Raw genomic sequence first — 17,784 nt, 5'->3', positions numbered from 1 at the left:
AAATCCGGTTCCTCCCACGCGCAAGCGCGCGGGTCCCTCCCAATTTCACCGCTGCGGCCCCGTGTGTCAGATCACCGTCCGGCCGCAGGTCGGGCTGCGCCCACCCTGCTTTGCCCTTCGGATGACATGAGGTCATCCAAAGTGAAAAGCAGGGATGGCTTCGCCACTGGCGGAACAGGAAGGAGCGGGCGGAGATGTTGGGTCACCTAAAAGGCAAAGCCGTGACGCAAACGGCAATTTTGCTTGGTGTTCACAAAAAGGAAAATGGTGCACCCGGAGCGATTCGAACGCCCGACCCCCAGATTCGTAGTCTGGTGCTCTATCCAGCTGAGCTACGGGTGCAACTTGCGGTGGGAATTAACGGCCACGCCGGGGGGATGCAAGGGCGAAAAGACAAAAAGATGAAACCTTTTTGTCGGGGCGCGCCTCAGCGGGCCGCAGCATCGGCGCGTGCGGACAGATCGGCCATGCCACGCGGAATATGGATGCAGAACTGGCTGCCCTCGACGTCGCTGCGCAGCAGGTCCAGCCGCCCGCCATGCCCACGCACCAGATCGGCTGCGATCGTCAGGCCCAGGCCCGTGCCGCCGCGCCGCGTGCTGCCCGTGAACGGCTTGAACAGATATTCGCGCGCCTTGTCCGGCAGGCCCGGTCCCGAATCGCAGACCTTGATCCACCAATCGGCCTCGGCCTCTCCGGCACCGATTTCGACGATGCCGGGGGCGCCGGTCGCCTCGATCGCTTGGCGGGCGTTGCGGGCCAGGTTGGCCAGCACGCGGTACAGCTGGTCGCGGTCGGCGCGGATCACCAGACTGGGCGGGATGTCGGTCAGGAACTCGACCTGCCCCGCCGCTTCTCCTGCCAGGGTCTCGGCCTCGATCACCTCGGCGGCCAGCTGCGCCAAGTTGAAGCGCGACAGCGTCGGTGCGGGCTCTTCGGCCTTGCCGAAAGCCAAAGTCGTCTCGCACAGGTTCACGGCCCGCGTGATCGAATTCACCAGCTTGGGTGCCGCACGACGCACCTTGGGGTCGGCGCTGTCCTCCAGCCGGTCGGCGAATATCTGCGCCGTGGTCAGGATGTTGCGCAGATCGTGACTGATCTTGGCGATGGCCTGACCCAACAGGGCCATGCGTTCCTTTTGCTTCAGGGACGACGTGACTGTCTGCTGCATCGACTGCAGTGCGGTTTCCGCCTCGCGCAGTTCGGCCAGGCGGGCGTCGGGGATGATGATGTGGCGGCTGTCCTCGGGGGCGCTGGCATAGGCGGACATGTGGGTGATGACGCGGCGGATCGGCACCAGGATCATCCGCTGCGCCGCGGTGAACAGCAGCACCGCCGTCAGGATCGAAAACGCCGCCGACACCGCCAGCAGCCGCAAACCGTAATCGATCATGGCCTGCCGCAGGGGCGCGGTCTCCATCGTGACCTCGATCAGCTGGCCCGCCTGGTTCACCGGGGCGCCGATCACCCGGATCACCCGGTTCTGCCGGTCCGCCAGCGCCACCAGCGAATCGTCGATGGTGTGCAGCACGCCTTCGGACCGCAGGTCGTAGGTCGCGGCGATGGGACCGGGGATCGGGGACGACAGGACCAGCTGGCGCACATCATTGCGCCGCAGCACGACGTTGAAGACGCCGGCCGTCTGCAGCAGCTCCGATTCCAAATCCAGGGCGATCGATTCGTCCGTGGCCAGCAGTGCCAAGCTAGCAATCTGCGCCCGCTCCAGCCGGCTCTCCAGATAGTCCAGCCGGAAGCCTGCCAAGGACGGCAGCAAGATGAACAGCTCTGCCAAGATGACGAACATGGTTGTCAGCGCGGCGAATCGTCCAGAGATCGTGTTCAATCGCATCGTGTCCGGGTTATGATGTCGCGGGCCGGACTTGTCAGCCAAGCGAATGCGGGTATGCACATCAAACGAATGTGATCGCTGCCGGGTTCCCGGACCGATTGGCCCGTGATTTACCGGTTTGGACGGTTGACGTGGGCCTGCGGGTCCACTATCCAGCGGGCTTCGAACAACCGGCGTCGTGGCGCAGGGCAGCTTTCTGCAATCTGCCCCGTCCCGATCCGCCCCGCAAGAACCGACCCGGAGACTGATCATGAAGCGCACCTTCCAACCGTCGAACCTCGTTCGTGCGCGCCGTCACGGCTTCCGCGCCCGCATGGCCACCAAAGGCGGCCGTCTGGTGCTGAACCGCCGCCGCGCCAAGGGCCGCAAGCGTCTGTCGGCCTGATCATTCGTGATCCTGCCGGCGGTCACGACCGCCACGTAAAGGCTTTCGACATGCCGCCTCTGCCCCATCCTGCTGAAGTTCAGCCAAGGGATGTCGGCACGGCGGCATTTCGCATGCCGCCCGTACTGCAGAAACGCGCCGATTTCCTGGCCGCCGCCCGCGCGCGGCGTCAAGGGATGCCTGGCTTTCTGCTGCAGGCCCGCAGGCGGGACGATGACGGCCCGACACGGATCGGGTTCACCTGTTCCAAGAAGATCGGCAATGCCGTCGCCCGCAACCGCGCCAAGCGCCGCTTGCGCGAGGTGGCGCGCCTTGGCTTGGGCGGCTTGGGCCTTGCTGGCTGGGATTATGTCCTGGTCGGCCGCCCCGAGGCGACCATCGCCCGCCCCTTTGCCGATCTGCAGGGCGATTTCGCCCGCGCCATGGCCAAGATTCACGGATGAGCCCGCTGGCGCGCCTTGTCGCGCTGCCGGTGCGCGGCTATCGGCTGCTGGCCTCTCCGTGGGTCGGGCATGGCTGCCGGTTCCAGCCGACCTGTTCGGCCTATGCGCTGGACGCGCTGGCCCGCCACGGCGCGTTTCGCGGCAGCTGGCTGGCGTTGCGGCGCATCGGGCGCTGTCATCCCTGGGGCGGGCACGGCTATGACCCGGTGCCCGGCGCCGATCCCGACCACGAAAGGGCCCGCGATGCTGGACGACGCTGACACCACCGACATCCACCCCCTGTTCGCCGGCGCCCCCCAGGGGACCGAGTTCCGCAAGCTGCGCAAGCGGCTGGTCCGCGAAACCCGCGCCGCGATCGACGATTACGCGATGGTCCGACCCGGCGACCGCTGGTTGGTCTGCCTGTCGGGCGGCAAGGACAGCTATACCCTGCTGGCGATTCTGCACGAGTTGCAGTGGCGCGGGCTGCTGCCGGTCGACCTGCTGGCCTGCAACCTGGATCAGGGGCAGCCGAACTTTCCGGCCACGGTCCTGCCCGAATTCCTCAAGGCGCGCGGCGTGCCGCACCGGATCGAATACAAGGACACCTATTCCATCGTGAAGGAAAAGGTGCCCGCGGGCCGCACCTATTGCGCGCTGTGTTCGCGCCTTCGTCGCGGCAATCTGTACCGCATCGCCCGCGAGGAAGGCTGTTCCGCGGTCGTGCTGGGCCACCACCGCGACGACATGCTGGAGACGTTCTTCATGAACCTGTTCCATGGCGGCCGACTGGCCACCATGCCGCCCAAGCTGCTGAACGAGGATGGCGACCTGACCGTCCTGCGTCCCCTGGCCTATGTGGCCGAGGCCGATTGCGACCGCTTTTCGCGGGCCATGAACTATCCCATCATCCCTTGCGACCTGTGCGGCAGCCAGGAGGGGCTGCAGCGCGTCCAGGTCAAGCGCATGCTTGACGAATGGGAGGCACGGACGCCAGGCCGGCGTCAGGTCATGTTCCGGTCGCTGATGAACGTGCGGCCCTCGCATCTGCTGGATACTGAACTATTCGATTTTTCCGCGATTTTCCCGCCCGAACAGGGCGATTCAGCGGACCTTCCGCCGATCCTGCGCGATCTGGCCGGGGAACATTAACGGTACGACAAGCAATTTGATCTAATGCTGATACCGGTGATTCCGTGAAAGGTCCGGTATGTCAAAGAATGCGAACCGTTTGTTCTCGCCCCTCCGCAGGCTGCTTGGTGGCGCCAAGCGGGGGCAGGACCTGTCCCGCAGCCTGTTGCTGATGCGGCTGGAAAATACCGAGACCCTGGGCACTGTCCTGGACAAGGCCGCGATGGGGCACCTGATGGTGCAACTGTCGATGACCCTGGGTGGGGCGGTGCGCCCCTATGACCCGGTGCAGGTGCTGGCGCCGGGGCTGTTCGCCTTCGTGCTGCGCGACCGGACCGACCGGGACGCGCTGCAGGTCGCGCGCCGCCTGCACCAGCAGGGACAGGCGCCCGTGGCGCTCTCGGGCCAGCACGTGACGCCCGTGATGACCGGCGTGCTGATCCATGCCACGACGCCCGACCTGCCCGCGATCACGGCGCTGGTCGACAATGCCCGCCAGCGGATGAACCTGGTCGAGGATTGCGCCTTGGGCCAGCTGCGCCTGTATCCCTATGACCCTGCCCTGACCGGTCCGGGCCTGATCGCCACCGTCAGCGACGCCGTCGTCGCCGCACAGATGGAGGCGTGGTTCCAGCCCCAGGTCTGCTGCAATTCCGGCCAGATCACCGGGTTCGAGGCGTTGGCGCGTTGGAATCACCCGACCCGCGGCATCCTGGCGCCGGGGGTGTTCCTGCCGCACATGTCACCGGCCGATCACAACACCCTGACGCTGTTCATGCTGGCCCAGTCCATGGCCGCGCTGAAAGCATGGGACAAGGCCGGGTTCGACGTGCCGACGGTGTCGATCAACATCTCGAACTGCGAACTGTCGGACCGCGGCTTTGCCGACTGCCTGTTGTGGGAATTGGACCGCCACGAGATTTCGCCCCGCCGCCTGGTGGTCGAGGTTCTGGAAAGCGTCGGCCCCGTCACCAGCAGCGGAGAGACGCGCGACAACCTGCGCAAGCTGGCCGAGGCCGGGTGCCAGATCGACCTGGACGATTTCGGCACCGGCTATGCCAGCCTGGATGCGATCCGCCAGTTCGGCATCAACCGCATCAAGATCGACCGCAGCTTTGTCACCGCCTGCGACATCGACGAAGGCCAGCAGCGCATGATCCTGGCGATCCTGGCGCTGGCAGAGCGGCTTGGCATCGCGGCGCTGGCCGAAGGGGTCGAAACCCGCGAGGAATACGCCTTTCTGGCCCAGATGGGTTGCGACGAGGTTCAGGGCTATGCGATCGCCAGACCCATGCCGCTGACGCGAAGCCTGGACTTCCTGGCAAGCCATGCGGACGCGGCATCGCGCCTTCCCACGATCGGCCTGCGCGGCTGAAACCGGCACCCCAAGGCCGCGCCCCGCGGTCGCATGCGCGGGGTGTTTCGGCGAATTCCCTTGCATTCCTGCGTCAAATGGCAAATCCGCTTGACCTTTGGGGGTGCGTTCTGTTGAACCGCCCAGACTGACGCGATGACGGTGGTGACGGAATGGAAGACAACAACCGCAATTTGATCCTGGCAACGGTCCTGTCGTTTCTGGTGATCCTGGTATGGTATACGGTCTTCGCTCCAGAACCCGTCTCCGACCAGCCTTCGGGACAGCCGCTGACGGAGCAGGTCGTGGGCGACCAGCCGCTGGCGACGCCCGGGACGGCGACAACGGCGCCCGCCGATCTGGCGGCCGAGCCGGATGCGGCCGAACCCGCAGGCCGCGTGGCGATCCAGTCGCCGGCGCTGTCGGGGTCGATCTCGCTGGCCGGCGGTCGGATCGACGACCTGCTGCTGACCCGCTATCAGGAGACACGCGACGAGGGTTCGCCCGACGTGCGGCTGCTGACCCCGTCCAGCGCGACGGCCGATGACAGCATCCCCGTCGACAGCGCCCAGTACAAACCCTATTACGCCGTCTATGGCTGGACCCCGGGTCCGGGCATCGATGCAAGCCTGGTGCCGAACCCCGCCACCGTCTGGACGCTGGAAACGGGCGAGACTCTGGCCCCCGGCCAGCCCGTCACGCTGGCATGGGACAACGGCGCGGGCCAGATCTTCCGCCGCACCTTCGCGATGGACGACAACTACTTGTTCACCGTCGGCCAGAGCCTGCAGAACAACGGCGATGCCGCGTTCTCGGCCGCGCCCTACGGGATCATCGCGCGCCATGGCCGCCCCGACACCCAGAACAACTTCATCCTGCACGAGGGCGTCGTCGGCATGGTCGACGGCACCCTGGTCGAGATGAACTATGGCGACGTCGCCGAACTGGACCCGGTCGAGCGCGAGGGCCGGGCCGAGGTCTACAACGTCACCGGCAACGGCTGGATCGGCTTTACCGACAAGTACTGGATGTCCGCACTGGCGCCCGCACCCGGTCAGGCCTTCACCGCGGTCGTGAAATATGCGGACGGCGCCGACATCTATCAGACCGAAGCCCGCTTCCCGATGCAGACCGTTCAGCCCGGCACCCAGCTGAGCGCGGACAGCTATCTGTTCGCCGGCGCCAAGGTCTGGGAAGTCATCCGCGGATACGAGGAAACCCCCGGGATCGAAGGGTTCGTCGATTCGATCGACTGGGGCTGGTTCTATTTCCTGACCAAGCCGATCTTCCAGTTGCTGCACTGGCTGCATGGCATCATCGGCAACATGGGCTGGGCGATCATCGCGCTGACCTTCGTGCTGAAGACGCTGGTCTTTCCGCTGGCCCGCAAATCCTACATCTCGATGGCCAAGATGAAGGAACTGCAGCCGCAGATGGAGGAGATCAAGACCCGCACCGGCGACGACCGCATGAAGTTCCAAAAGGAAGTCATGGAGCTGTACAAGCGGGAAAAGGTGAACCCCGCCGCGGGCTGCCTGCCGATCCTGCTGCAGATCCCGATCTTCTTCTCGCTCTACAAGGTGATCTTCGTCACGATCGAACTGCGCCACGCGCCGTGGTTCGGCTGGATCCAGGATCTGTCCGCGCCCGACCCGTCCAGCCTGTTGAACCTGTACGGCCTGCTGCCTTACGGCGTGCCGGCACAGGGGACGCTGCTGCACTCGATCACGCTGCCCGCGCTGGCGATCGCCCTGGGCATCAGCATGTGGATGCAGCAGCGCCTGAACCCGGCGCCCACCGATGCCGCGCAGAAGATGATCTTTGCCTGGATGCCGTGGATCTTCATGTTCATGCTGGGCGGCTTCGCCTCGGGTCTGGTGCTGTACTGGATCACCAACAACGTGATCACGATCCTGCAGCAGTACACGATCATGTCGATGCACGGGCACCGTCCGGACCTGTTCGGCAACATCAAGTCCTCGATCCCCAAGCGCAAACGCGCGGGCGACAAGCCCGGCGCCGGAAAGTGACCGCGCATCTGGCCCTGATCCGCCGCCATCCGATCAAGTCGGTCGGCGGAGAGGGGCTGGATGGCGTCACCCTGCTGGCGGGTCACCGTCTGCCCGGAGATCGCGAATGGGCGGTGCTGACGCAAGCCGGCGAACGCCATGCGCTGGCAAGCCAGACCGATGGGCAGCCGGATCGTTGGCTGCCCAAATCCTGCTTTTTGCGCGGCGTCGCCTCGTCCGATCTGCAGGCCATTGTCGGCGGTTGGGACGATGGGCAGCTGCACCTGTCCCATCCGCGGGCGGGCACGATCACGCTGGACCCGGCGACTCAGGGTCCGCAACTGATCGACTGGCTGCGCCCGCTTTGGCCCGCCGACGCCCCTGCCCCGACGCGACTGGTCCGCGGCGCCGGCGTCTGGACCGACCAGAGGCAGCCTCTCGTCTCTGTCCTGTCCCTGTCCAGCTTGGCGCAGCTTGAGCAGCAATGCGGTCAGCCCTTGGGCACGCATCGCTGGCGCGGCAACCTGTGGGTCGATGGCTGGGCGCCCTTCGCGGAACGTGACCTGATCGGTCGCACCATCAGCATCGGTTCGGTTGAACTGCGGGTGACCGACCACATCGGCCGCTGCGACGCCACCAGCGCGGATCCCGACACCGGGACGCGCGACATCGACATGGTCCAGACGCTGGACCGGCTTTACGGCCACACCGATTTCGGCATCTTCGCCGAGGTTGTCACCGGCGGTCCGGTCCGCCTGCAAGATCAGGTCCATGCATGAAAGTCGCTTTCCCCACCGCCCCCGATCCCGAAGCCGCCGCGGCCGAGGCTGCGCGCCTGCTGTTCGCGGGACCCGTCGATTTCGTCAAGGGCGTCGTCCACATGGACGGCCTGCCCCCGGCCGACCGCCCCGAGGTCTGCTTTGCAGGCCGTTCGAACGTCGGCAAATCCAGCCTGATCAACGCGCTGACAGGTCGCAAGGGTCTGGCGCGCGCGTCGAACACGCCGGGCCGGACGCAGGAGATCAACTATTTCGCCCTGGGCGAGCATTCCTATCTGGTCGACCTTCCAGGTTACGGCTTTGCCAAGGCCCCGGTCGCCATTGTCGCCAAATGGCAGGCGCTGCTGAAATCCTATCTGGCTGGGCGCCAGACCCTGCGCCGCGCCTTCTGCCTGATCGATTCGCGCCACGGCGTGAAGGATGTCGATCATCAGATCATGACCCTGCTGGACCGGTCTGCCGTGCCGTTCCAGGTCGTGATGACCAAAACCGACAAGCTGGGCCCCAATGCCCTGGTCCCGGTCCTGGACCAGGTGCGCGAGGCACTGCAGAAACACCCTGCCGCCTATCCCGAACTGGTCGTCACCAGTTCCGAGAAGAACCAGGGCATCGCCACGCTGCGCGCGATCATCGCCGGGCTGGACTGATCGGCGCATGCGTCCTAGGGTCCGCCCCGTCAGATCGGGGCCCCAAGGATGAGAACACAGAACATGAACCGTGACTGGATCGCCACCGCACGCACCCTATCCGAGGCCCTGCCCTATCTACAGCGCTATTCCGGGGCGGTCGTCGTGGTCAAGTTCGGCGGAAACGCCATGGGCGACGACGACGCGATGGCGGAATTCGCCCGCGACGTCGTGCTGATGAAGCAGGTCGGCATGAACCCGGTCGTCTGCCATGGCGGCGGGCCGATGATCAACGACCTGCTGGGCCGCCTTGGCATCGAGAGCCGCTTTGTCCGCGGCAAGCGCGTGACCACCAAGGAGACCGTCGAGGTGGTCGAGATGGTGCTGTCCGGCCTTGTGAACAAGCGCATCGTCCAGGCGATCAACGATGCGGGCGGCCGCGCGGTCGGCATCTCGGGCAAGGATGACGACATGATGGTGTGCGAGGCCGACGACCCGGAACTGGGTTTTGTCGGTCGCCCGGTCGAGATGAACGTCCAGATCATCCGCGACCTGTACACCGCCGGGATGATCCCCGTCATCGCCCCGGTGGCCACCGGGATGGAGGACAACGAGACCTTCAACGTCAACGGCGACACAGCAGCTGGCGCCATCGCCGGCGCGCTCAAGGCCGACCGCCTGCTGCTGTTGACCGATGTCGCGGGCGTCAAGGATGCGACCGGACAGGTGGTCACGCAGCTGCATCCCGACCAGGTCCGCGCGATGATCGCCGACGGCCAGATCGCGGGCGGCATGATCCCCAAGACCGAAACCGCGCTGAAGGCGCTGGACGACGGGGTGCGCGCGGTCGTCATTCTGGACGGGCGGGTGCCCAATGCCTGCCTGCTGGAGCTGTTCACCGAACATGGCGCCGGTTCGCTGATCCGCACCACCGAACCGCGCGTCACGCCCCGCGGCCTGCGTCAGGTCGCCAGCAGCCTGTAATCACGGCATGGCGAAGGGCGCTTGCTCCTTCGCCAGCGCCTGTGGCAGGCTGCCTGAACCGACAGCATGGCACAAAGAGGCAGCAATTTCATGACCCCACTTGGACACAGACGCCTGATCCTGACGCGTCATGCGAAATCGGCCTGGGACGATCCGACCCTGGACGATCACGACCGGCCGCTGAACGACCGGGGGCGTCGGTCGGCCCGGTCCCTTGGCGACTGGATGGCCAGCCGCGGCTATGAACCCGAGGAGGTCCTGTGCTCGTCCTCGGCCCGCACGCAGGAGACCTGGGCGGTCATCGCCGGCGCCCCGCTGGAGGTGCGCCCGCTGATGCGGATCGAGCCCAGCCTCTATCACGCCGGTCCTGAAAAGATGATGGCGGTGCTGAAATCGGCCACCATGCCGACGGTGATGATGCTGGGCCACAACCCTGGCATCTCTGAATTCGCGGCACTGCTGCCCGCGCGCCTACCGCTGGACCCGGATTTCCGCCGCTATCCGACCGGCGCGACGCTGGTCGTGGATTTCCAGATCGACAGCTGGGCGGAACTGCAGCCCGGTCAGGGCAGCGTGATGGATTTCGTGCGCCTGGACGGACGCATCTGAAGGAGTCCGGCGGGGGCGCAACGCCCCCGCCGATGGTCAGTGACCCAGGATCTGGCTGAGGAACAGCTTGGTCCGTTCGGATTTCGGGTTGTTGAAGAAGTCGGTGGGATTGTTCTGCTCGACGATCTGACCCTGATCCATGAAGATCACCCGGTTCGCCACGGCCTGCGCAAAGCCCATCTCGTGGGTGACGCAGATCATCGTCATCCCCTCCTCGGCCAGCTGGATCATGGTGTCCAGGACCTCCTTGATCATCTCAGGGTCCAGGGCGCTGGTCGGCTCGTCGAACAGCATGATCTTGGGCTGCATGCACAGCGACCGGGCGATGGCCACGCGCTGTTGCTGGCCGCCCGACAGCTGACCCGGATACTTCCCGGCCTGTTCGGGGATCTTGACCTTTTCCAGAAACCGCATCGCCGTGGCTTCGGCCTGCTTCCTGGGCACTTTGCGCACCCAGATCGGGGCCAGGGTGCAGTTCTCCAGCACGGTCAGGTGCGGGAACAGGTTGAAGTGCTGGAACACCATGCCGACCTCGGAACGCACCTTGTCGATGTTCTTGATGTCATTGGTCAGTTCCACCCCGTCCACGACGATATGGCCGGCCTGATGCTCCTCCAGGCGGTTGATGCAGCGGATCAGGGTGGATTTCCCCGACCCCGACGGCCCGGCGATGACGATGCGTTCGCCCTTGTGGACAGTCAGATCGATGTCGCGCAGGACGTGGAACGAGCCGAACCACTTGTTCATGTTGCGGATGTCGATGGCGACCTCGTCGCTGACCGTCATCTGGCTGCGGTCGATCTGACGTTCGATGTTTTCCATAACCAGGGGTCCTTACCTGTGGTCGCGTTGCAGGCGGCGTTCCAGATACATCGAGTATCGCGACATGCCGAAGCAGATGAGAAAGAAGATGCCGCCGACAAAGATGAACGGCTCCCAATAGATGCCCTTCCATTCGATATTGGCGCGCACCGCGTCCGACATCGATTTCAGCGGGTCATAGAGGCCCACGAAAGTCACCAGCGTCGTGTCCTTGAACATGCCGATGAAGGTCGACACGATCCCCGGAATGCTGATCTTGAGCGCCTGCGGCAGCACGATCAGGCGCTGTGCCTTCCAGTAGTCCAGGCCCAAGGCGTCGGCGGCCTCGTACTGGCCCTTGGGCAGGGCGGCCAGACCGCCGCGGATCACCTCCGCCATGTAGGCTGCGGCAAAGATCGTCACCATGATGATGACGCGCAGGATGATGTCGAAGCTGGTGCCCGGCGGCAGGAAATAGTTCAGCAGCAGGGACGCCACGAACAGCAGCGTGATCAGCGGCACGCCGCGGATGAATTCGATGAAGATCACGGACAGCGACTTGATCAGGAACATGTCCGACTGGCGCGCCAGGGCCAGCACAATGCCCAGGGGCAGTGACAGCGCGATGCCCGCCACGCCGATGGTCAGCGACAACAGGAACCCGCCAAAGCGGTCTGACCGCACGGCCTCGATCGACAGCGGCAGCAGCGCCTCGGCGTCGCTGGCGGCATTGCCCGCCAGAAGCAGCCAGAACAGCAGCGTCACCAGGATCGCCGCGACCGTCGCCAGCAGCGGAGAGACCCGCGACAGCACGCGCCACGCCGCCCAGCCCAGAAGCGGCCCGACCAGCACGAAGATCGGCCCCCACAGCGTGCCCCCCCACAGGAACCACACGCCCAGCAGCGGATAGATCAGCGAGAACGGCAGCATCCAGGTGATGTTGCGCTCCGACGCGAACAGCCCCGCGCCCAGCACCAGGGCCGCGAAGATCAGCCAGCCCACGGGCGCGCCCAGCACGACCATCGCCGACAGCGTCACGACGGCGGTGATGATCAGAATGACGCGGCGGATCGTCAGCGACGCGGAAAACAGCACCGGCGCCAGCGCGACCATCAGCAGGCCGAAGGTCATGGTAGGCCGCCAGTACAGCTCGACCGGGTAGAAGCCGAACAGGTACTGGTTCCAGCGTTCGCGGATCACCGCAAAGCAGGCGCCGCGGGCCCCCTCGCCCCAGGTGGCGACGATGATCGCACGGCATTCGTTCAGGCTGGAGGCGTTCCAGACCGAATGGGCGAACCAGTCCCAGAAGGTCGCGACCAGGAACCAGACGATCAGCGCGCCCAGGATGGTCAGGATCGTGTTGATGGGACCGGCGAACAGGTTCTCCCGCAACCAGCGGATCGCGCCCGATTCGCGGATCGGCGGCGCGGCCGAGGGCAGCATGGTGTCGCGTACGAAGGCTACGGTTTGGGCGTGGGTGTCGCTCATCTCACCGCTCCTTCAGTTTGACGCGGGCGTTGAAGACGTTCATCCCCGCCGAAATGATCAGGCTGAGGACCAGATAGGTCAGCATCATCAGAACGATCGCCTCCAGCTCTCGGCCGGTCTGGTTCAGCGTGGTACCGCCCAGGGTGCCGCGCAGGTCCATGTAGCCGACCGCGATGGCAAGCGAGCTGTTCTTGGTCAGGTTCAGGTACTGAGAGATCAGCGGCGGGATGATGACCCGCAGCGCCTGCGGCAGGATCACCAGGCTCATGGTGCGGTTCGGGCGCAGGCCCAGGGCAAAGGCCGCCTCGGACTGGCCACGGCTGACGGCCAGGATGCCGGCGCGCACGATCTCCGCGATGAAGGCCGCGGTGTACAGCGTCAGCGCCAGCCACAGCGCGACCAGCGAGTTCGAGACGTTCAGCCCGCCGGTGAAGTTGAAGCCCTGCAGGCTGGGCGGGACCAGATGCAGGCCGAAATACCAGATCAGCAGCAGCGACGGCAGGATCATCACCGCCAGCGACATCCACCAGGTGGTGGGCCGGCTGCCGGTGCGGTCCTGCACGTCCTGCGCCCAGGCACGGATCATGCGGCGCACGATCCAGCCCCCGACCAGCGCGACCACAAAGGCGATCGTGGCCCAGTTGAAGGTGATGCGCGCGCCCAGGTCCAGGCTGCCCGGATCGTTGGTCATGCCAAGCGTCGGCAGCGCGGTATAGCGGTTGGTCAGGGCCACGTGGTCGAACAGGATCATCCCGGATGTCGCGGCCTCGCCCCGAAAGGCGTTGGGCGGCGGCAGGATCTCGGTGAAGACCGCATAGATGATCAGGATCCACAGCAGCAGCGGCATGTTGCGGAAGATTTCCACAAAGACGGTCATCAGGCGGGCGAACAGCCAGTTCTTGGACAGCCGCGACACGCCCACGATCACGCCCAGCACGGTCGCCGCGATGCAGCCCAGCACCGCCACGATCAGCGTGTTCAGCAGGCCCACGACCGATGCGCGCAGGTGCGAATCGTCGGCGGTATAGGGGATCGGCGTCTGCGGGATGTCATAGCCCGCGCGCTGGAACAGGAATCCGAAATCGAAGCTTTTGCCCATCAGGGCCAGGTTGCGGATCGTGTTGTCGACCAGCCACCACGCGGCGGCCATGACCAGAATGAACACGATGACCTGAAATGTCAGGGACCGATACCGCTGGTCGTTGACCAGCATGCTCAGCCGGAACGGCGGCGTCGCCGTTGCCCGGATGTCCGTCATCTTTCTTACCCCTGTCGCCTGCCATCGGCTTTGCGCCGTTTTTCACTTGGGCAGGTTTATCGTTGATGGAGGGTCGGGGCCGGGCCCGTCATGGGTCCGACCCCCGGTCGTGTCAGCCGATCAGCGGAACGGCGGAGCGTAGAGCAGGCCGCCTTGGGTCCACTGTGCGTTCAGGCCGCGGGCCAGGCCGATCGGGGTCTGCTCGCCGATGTTGGCGGCAAAGATCTCGCCATAGTTGCCGCCCGCCAGGATGGCGCGACGTGCCCATTCGGCGTCCAGGCCCATCATGGCGCCCAGCTCGTCCGTGGTTCCCAGAAGGCGCTGGACCTCGGGGTTCTCGGACGACCGCACCAGTTCCTCGATATTGCGCGAGGTGACGCCGTATTCCTCGGCGGCGATCAGCGCGTTCAGGGTCCAGCGGGCGATGTCGCCCCAGTTGCTGTCGCCGTGGCGCACGGCCGGCCCCAGAGGCTCCTTGGAGATGATCTCGGGCAGGATGATGTGGGTTTCCGGGTCGGCAAAGGCCGCGCGCGTAGCCGCCAGGCCCGATGCGTCGGTCGTGTAGGCGTCGCAGGCGCCCGCCATGTACTGCTGCTCGCCCTCGGCATTGCTGTCGATGTTGACGGGCGTGTAGGCCATGTTGTTGGCGCGGAAATAGTCGGCCAGGTTCAGCTCGGTCGTGGTGCCGGTCTGGATGCAGATCGTCGCGCCGTCCAGTTCCTTGGCCGAGGTCACGCCCAGATCCGAGCGCACCATGAAGCCCTGGCCGTCGTAATAGTTCACGCCCACGAAATCCAGGTTCAGGTCGGTGTCGCGCGAATAGGTCCAGGTCGAGTTGCGGGCCAGAACGTCCACCTCGCCCGACGACAGCGCGGTAAAGCGCGTCTGGCCGGTGGTCGGCACGAACTTGACCTTGGCGGGATCGCCCAGGACGGCTGCGGCCAGCGCGCGGCAATAGGCCACGTCAAAGCCGGTCCAGTTGCCGCTGGCATCGGGGGCCGCGAATCCGACCAGGCCGGTGTTGACGCCGCAGTTCAGCTCGTCACGTTCCTTGACCTGGGTCAGGGTCGACCCCTCCTGGGCCATGCCCATGCCTGCCAGCAGGGTCGCCGCGGCCGCCGTCCCCAGGAAAACCGATTTTTTCATAGTTACCTCTGTGTTGGAGCGCCCGCGACCATTCGGTCCGCGAACGCTGATGCGGACCTTCGGGGGGTCCTTGTCGGCATAGCACGACAGCGGCTGCCGTCCTATTAGGCGGTATTGTGCCGATACAAGTTGCCGCGTCAAGAACCCCGTCCGGTCACGCAAGCGCTTTCAACCCCGGCGGGACAGGTCCCACAGCCGCTCTGCCGAAAGAATGGACAGGCGCCGGCCCTCGGCGGCGTCATGCGCCTCTTCGTCCGCGCCCCATTGTTCGGCCTGGAAATCCTCGTCGATGCGGGACAGGCGATGCGCCTCGGCCCCGTCGATGCGCCCTTCGATCACCGCCAGACCCAGGATCAGCGATCCGGGAATCGTCACCAGATCATGCAGCGCGGTCAGCCCCCACAGGTCCTGCGCCCGCACCCGCGCATGCAGGCGGTCCAGCGCACCCGGGTCCTGGTCGATGGGAATCACCCCCTGCGTGACCCGCAGCGGCGCGCCCAGATGCCCGGCCGACCAGTCGATCAGCGGGTCCCATTCACGGGCCTGCAGATCGATCAGGACCTGCGGGTCGGTTGCCCGATAGGACAGCAGGTCGGTGCCGCCATAATTGGCAAGCATGGAAGCAACCGCATCGAATTGCGGGGCGACCTTCTCGACCGCAGAGTTCACGGCGCGGGTCAGCGGCATGGTCAGCGGCGCGATCACATCGTCCTGGGCCTGCCATTCGTCGGCCACCGCCCGGGCCAGCGCCTCGGTCGGCAGGACCAGCGGGTGCTTTCCGGGCGTGCGCAGCACGCGGCTGTCCAGCATGATCTCGAACCCGCCCTCGGCGGGCCGCAGATCCGCATCGGTCCAGAACCTGCGCGCCGTCCATTCGCTCATGCCGCCCACTCCTCGATGGCCGTTGTCAGTCCGGTGAAATCGTCCAGGATCCGGGCCGCCCCGGCATCCTGCAGCGCATGCGTCGGGTGATAGCCCCAGCTGACGCCGAAACCCGCCAACCCCGCCGCCCGCGCCATCTCCATGTCAAAGCTGGTATCGCCGATCATCACCGCCCGGTCCGCCGTCGTCCCCGTCTCGGACAGGGCCGCCTGCAGCATCGACGGATGCGGCTTGGACGGATGCCCGTCCGCCGTCTGCAGGCTCAGGAACCGCCCCTGCAGCCCATGCGCGGCGATCATCGCGTCCAGGCCCCGGCGCGACTTGCCCGTGGCCACCGCCAGCAGCAGATCGTCACGATCCGCCAGGCGGTCCAGGCACGCGATCGCGCCGGGGTACAGCGGCGCGGCGCTGTCCAGCCGCGCACGCATGAAACTGTCCTTGTAGGCGGCCACGATCCGCGCCTGCGTCTGCGCATCGAGATCGGGCGCCAGCTGCGCCACCGCCACGGGCAGCGACAGCCCGACGATGGACAGCACCTGCGATTTCGGAAGCGGCGTCAGGCCGACCTGGTCAAAGGCAAAGCCCATCGCGTGGGTGATGTGGTTCTGGCTGTCGACCAGCGTGCCGTCGACGTCAAAGACGACCAGCCTCATGCGTCATCCGCGAACGGATCGTCGGGTACGTCGTTCTCGTGCCAGCCGACGGATTTCCAGGTCCGGCCCATATGTTCGGGCAACGGCGCAGTGATGGTCATGCGCTTCTTGGTGATCGGGTGGTCAAAGGTGATCGAGCGCGCATGCAGGTGCAGCTTCTTGCTGATCTCACCGCCCAGCTGGGCACCCCAGCCATCGCCCAGGTTCTCCTGCCCCGAACCGCCGTACTTGCCGTCGCCCACGATCGGATGACCCAGTTCGGCCATATGTGCGCGCAGCTGGTGCGTGCGCCCGGTGATCGGCACCAGCGCGCACCAGCTGGCCCGCGTGGCCAGTGCGTCCAGCACGGCGTAATCGGTCGTGGCGCGCTTCGCACCCTCGGTCTTGTCGATATCGCGGGGGTGGACGGCCATCATCTTTTCGTTGTCGCCGCCGCGCCCTGACCCGCCCTTGACCAGGCCATAGCGGATCGTGCCCATCCGCGGATGGGGCACACCTGCGACCGCGGCCCAATAGATCTTGCGCGTGGTCCGCGACCGGAACGCCTCGGACAGCGCCCGCGCCACGCGGTCTGTGCGCGCCAGCAGCAGGACGCCCGACGTGTCCTTGTCCAGCCGGTGCACCAGCTTGGGCCGTTCCTTGAAACCGAACAGCAGCGCGGTGGTCAGTCCGTCCACGTGACGACCGCCCAACCCGCTGCCGCCCTGGCTGGGCAGGCCCGGCGGCTTGTTCAGCGCGATGATGTGTTCGTCCTTCCACAAGACGGCGGACTGGATCATCTCTTCGTCGCTGTCGCTGACGCGGGGGCCCAAGGGGCGTTCGGGACGTTCGGGAAGGTCGCCCGGTTCGGGCAGCGGCGGGATGCGCACCTCCTGCCCCGGCGCGATGCGGGTCGCGGCCTTGACGCGGCCCCCGTCGACGCGCAGCTCTCCCTTGCGGCACATCTTTTCGACGGCCACCTGCGACAGGTGCGGAAAGCGTTTCTTCAGCCAGCGGTCAAGCCGCATGTCGGCGTCATCGTCGCCCACGATCATCGTCTGTACGGCACTCATGCCCAAATCCCTCGTCCCAAGGCCAGTCCGGCCATCACGGCCGCCAGCGACAGCAGGACCGAAAGCCCCACATAGGCCAGCGCCATGACGCCCTGACCCCGTTCCCACAACGTCAGCACATCCAGCGAAAAGGCCGAAAACGTCGTGAATCCCCCCAGCATGCCGCTCAGCAGGAACGGCGCCCAGGCATTGCCCAGCCTGTGCGCCAGCAACGCGGCCAGCAGTCCCATCGCGAAACTGCCCGCCACATTGACCAGCAGCGTCGCCGACCATGCCAGCGGCATCATTCGATACACGGCATAGCGGCAGGTGGCCCCAAGGGCCCCGCCAATGGCGACTTGCAGAAAGGGGTTCAT

The 17,784-nt window shown here is 65.9% G+C and carries 19 protein-coding genes and 1 tRNA gene; 10 read left to right on the top strand and 10 right to left on the bottom strand.

Annotation, left to right across the window (positions count from 1 at the left end; translation table 11 throughout):
- Positions 1–265: 265 nt before the first annotated feature.
- Positions 266–342 (bottom strand) — tRNA-Arg (locus TY51_RS07765).
- An 85-nt stretch (positions 343–427) separates the two neighbouring features.
- On the bottom strand, positions 428–1,849 hold the full coding sequence (locus tag TY51_RS07760) for a HAMP domain-containing sensor histidine kinase (RefSeq protein ID WP_042247970.1): 1,422 nt from the start codon (positions 1,847–1,849) through the stop codon (positions 428–430).
- 250 nt (positions 1,850–2,099) lie between these two features.
- Here TY51_RS07760 and rpmH point away from each other — a divergent pair, with 250 nt between their 5' ends.
- The 10 genes from rpmH to TY51_RS07710 all read left to right on the top strand — a co-directional run bounded on the left by rpmH (position 2,100) and on the right by TY51_RS07710 (position 10,148).
- Positions 2,100–2,234 carry a 50S ribosomal protein L34 gene (gene rpmH, locus TY51_RS07755; RefSeq protein ID WP_042247969.1) on the top strand — a complete coding sequence of 45 codons (135 nt, stop codon included), beginning with the start codon at positions 2,100–2,102 and terminating at the stop codon, positions 2,232–2,234.
- Between the two features lie 50 nt (positions 2,235–2,284).
- Positions 2,285–2,677 (top strand): ribonuclease P protein component, encoded by a 393-nt coding sequence (rnpA, locus tag TY51_RS07750; RefSeq protein WP_042247966.1) that lies wholly within the window; start codon positions 2,285–2,287, stop codon positions 2,675–2,677.
- Entirely contained in the window at positions 2,674–2,937 is a 264-nt protein-coding gene (gene yidD, locus TY51_RS07745) for a membrane protein insertion efficiency factor YidD (RefSeq protein WP_042247962.1), read from the top strand. Before rnpA ends, yidD begins: the two co-directional genes overlap by 4 nt.
- A complete protein-coding gene (ttcA, locus tag TY51_RS07740; protein WP_042247959.1) occupies positions 2,921–3,808 on the top strand; it encodes a tRNA 2-thiocytidine(32) synthetase TtcA in 888 nt (295 codons plus the stop codon). The genes yidD and ttcA overlap by 17 nt, the downstream gene beginning before the upstream one ends.
- A gap of 58 nt (positions 3,809–3,866) precedes the next feature.
- Complete coding sequence (locus TY51_RS07735; protein WP_052649933.1) at positions 3,867–5,162, top strand: EAL domain-containing protein; 1,296 nt, start codon at positions 3,867–3,869, stop codon at positions 5,160–5,162.
- Positions 5,163–5,314: 152 nt separating this feature from the next.
- Complete coding sequence (gene yidC, locus TY51_RS07730) at positions 5,315–7,171, top strand: membrane protein insertase YidC (protein ID WP_042247956.1); 1,857 nt, start codon at positions 5,315–5,317, stop codon at positions 7,169–7,171.
- On the top strand, positions 7,168–7,929 hold the full coding sequence (locus TY51_RS07725; RefSeq protein ID WP_042247953.1) for an MOSC domain-containing protein: 762 nt from the start codon (positions 7,168–7,170) through the stop codon (positions 7,927–7,929). The genes yidC and TY51_RS07725 overlap by 4 nt, the downstream gene beginning before the upstream one ends.
- The gene (gene yihA, locus TY51_RS07720) at positions 7,926–8,576 is read left to right on the top strand and encodes a ribosome biogenesis GTP-binding protein YihA/YsxC (protein WP_042247951.1); all 651 of its coding nucleotides are present in this window, start codon (positions 7,926–7,928) and stop codon (positions 8,574–8,576) included. Before TY51_RS07725 ends, yihA begins: the two co-directional genes overlap by 4 nt.
- 63 nt (positions 8,577–8,639) lie before the next feature.
- The gene (gene argB / locus TY51_RS07715) at positions 8,640–9,539 is read left to right on the top strand and encodes an acetylglutamate kinase (RefSeq protein WP_042247948.1); all 900 of its coding nucleotides are present in this window, start codon (positions 8,640–8,642) and stop codon (positions 9,537–9,539) included.
- Positions 9,540–9,629: 90 nt separating this feature from the next.
- A complete protein-coding gene (locus TY51_RS07710) occupies positions 9,630–10,148 on the top strand; it encodes a histidine phosphatase family protein (RefSeq protein ID WP_042247945.1) in 519 nt (172 codons plus the stop codon).
- 36 nt (positions 10,149–10,184) lie between these two features.
- On the opposite strand, the gene TY51_RS07705 is transcribed toward TY51_RS07710, so the two are convergent.
- The 8 genes from TY51_RS07705 to crcB all read right to left on the bottom strand — a co-directional run bounded on the left by TY51_RS07705 (position 10,185) and on the right by crcB (position 17,784).
- A complete protein-coding gene (locus TY51_RS07705; RefSeq protein ID WP_042247942.1) occupies positions 10,185–10,970 on the bottom strand; it encodes an amino acid ABC transporter ATP-binding protein in 786 nt (261 codons plus the stop codon).
- A 12-nt stretch (positions 10,971–10,982) separates the two neighbouring features.
- Positions 10,983–12,437 carry an amino acid ABC transporter permease gene (locus TY51_RS07700; RefSeq protein ID WP_042247939.1) on the bottom strand — a complete coding sequence of 485 codons (1,455 nt, stop codon included), beginning with the start codon at positions 12,435–12,437 and terminating at the stop codon, positions 10,983–10,985.
- Between the two features lies 1 nt (position 12,438).
- Positions 12,439–13,695, bottom strand: a complete 1,257-nt coding sequence (locus TY51_RS07695) for an amino acid ABC transporter permease (RefSeq protein ID WP_042247936.1) — start codon at positions 13,693–13,695, stop codon at positions 12,439–12,441.
- 120 nt (positions 13,696–13,815) lie between these two features.
- Positions 13,816–14,841 carry an amino acid ABC transporter substrate-binding protein gene (locus tag TY51_RS07690; RefSeq protein ID WP_042247933.1) on the bottom strand — a complete coding sequence of 342 codons (1,026 nt, stop codon included), beginning with the start codon at positions 14,839–14,841 and terminating at the stop codon, positions 13,816–13,818.
- 168 nt (positions 14,842–15,009) lie between these two features.
- Complete coding sequence (locus TY51_RS07685; RefSeq protein ID WP_042247931.1) at positions 15,010–15,723, bottom strand: ATP12 family chaperone protein; 714 nt, start codon at positions 15,721–15,723, stop codon at positions 15,010–15,012.
- Positions 15,720–16,376: an HAD-IA family hydrolase gene (locus TY51_RS07680; protein ID WP_042247928.1), complete on the bottom strand. Its 657-nt coding sequence runs from the start codon at positions 16,374–16,376 to the stop codon at positions 15,720–15,722. Before TY51_RS07680 ends, TY51_RS07685 begins: the two co-directional genes overlap by 4 nt.
- Positions 16,373–17,428 carry an RluA family pseudouridine synthase gene (locus TY51_RS07675; RefSeq protein ID WP_042247925.1) on the bottom strand — a complete coding sequence of 352 codons (1,056 nt, stop codon included), beginning with the start codon at positions 17,426–17,428 and terminating at the stop codon, positions 16,373–16,375. The genes TY51_RS07680 and TY51_RS07675 overlap by 4 nt, the downstream gene beginning before the upstream one ends.
- Complete coding sequence (gene crcB, locus TY51_RS07670; protein WP_042247922.1) at positions 17,425–17,784, bottom strand: fluoride efflux transporter CrcB; 360 nt, start codon at positions 17,782–17,784, stop codon at positions 17,425–17,427. The genes TY51_RS07675 and crcB overlap by 4 nt, the downstream gene beginning before the upstream one ends.

The organism is Paracoccus sp. PAMC 22219 (assembly GCF_000787695.1).
GTDB lineage: Bacteria > Pseudomonadota > Alphaproteobacteria > Rhodobacterales > Rhodobacteraceae > Paracoccus.
The sequence above is the reverse complement of the archived record's forward strand: the minus strand, read 5'-3'. Positions and strand labels throughout refer to the sequence as shown.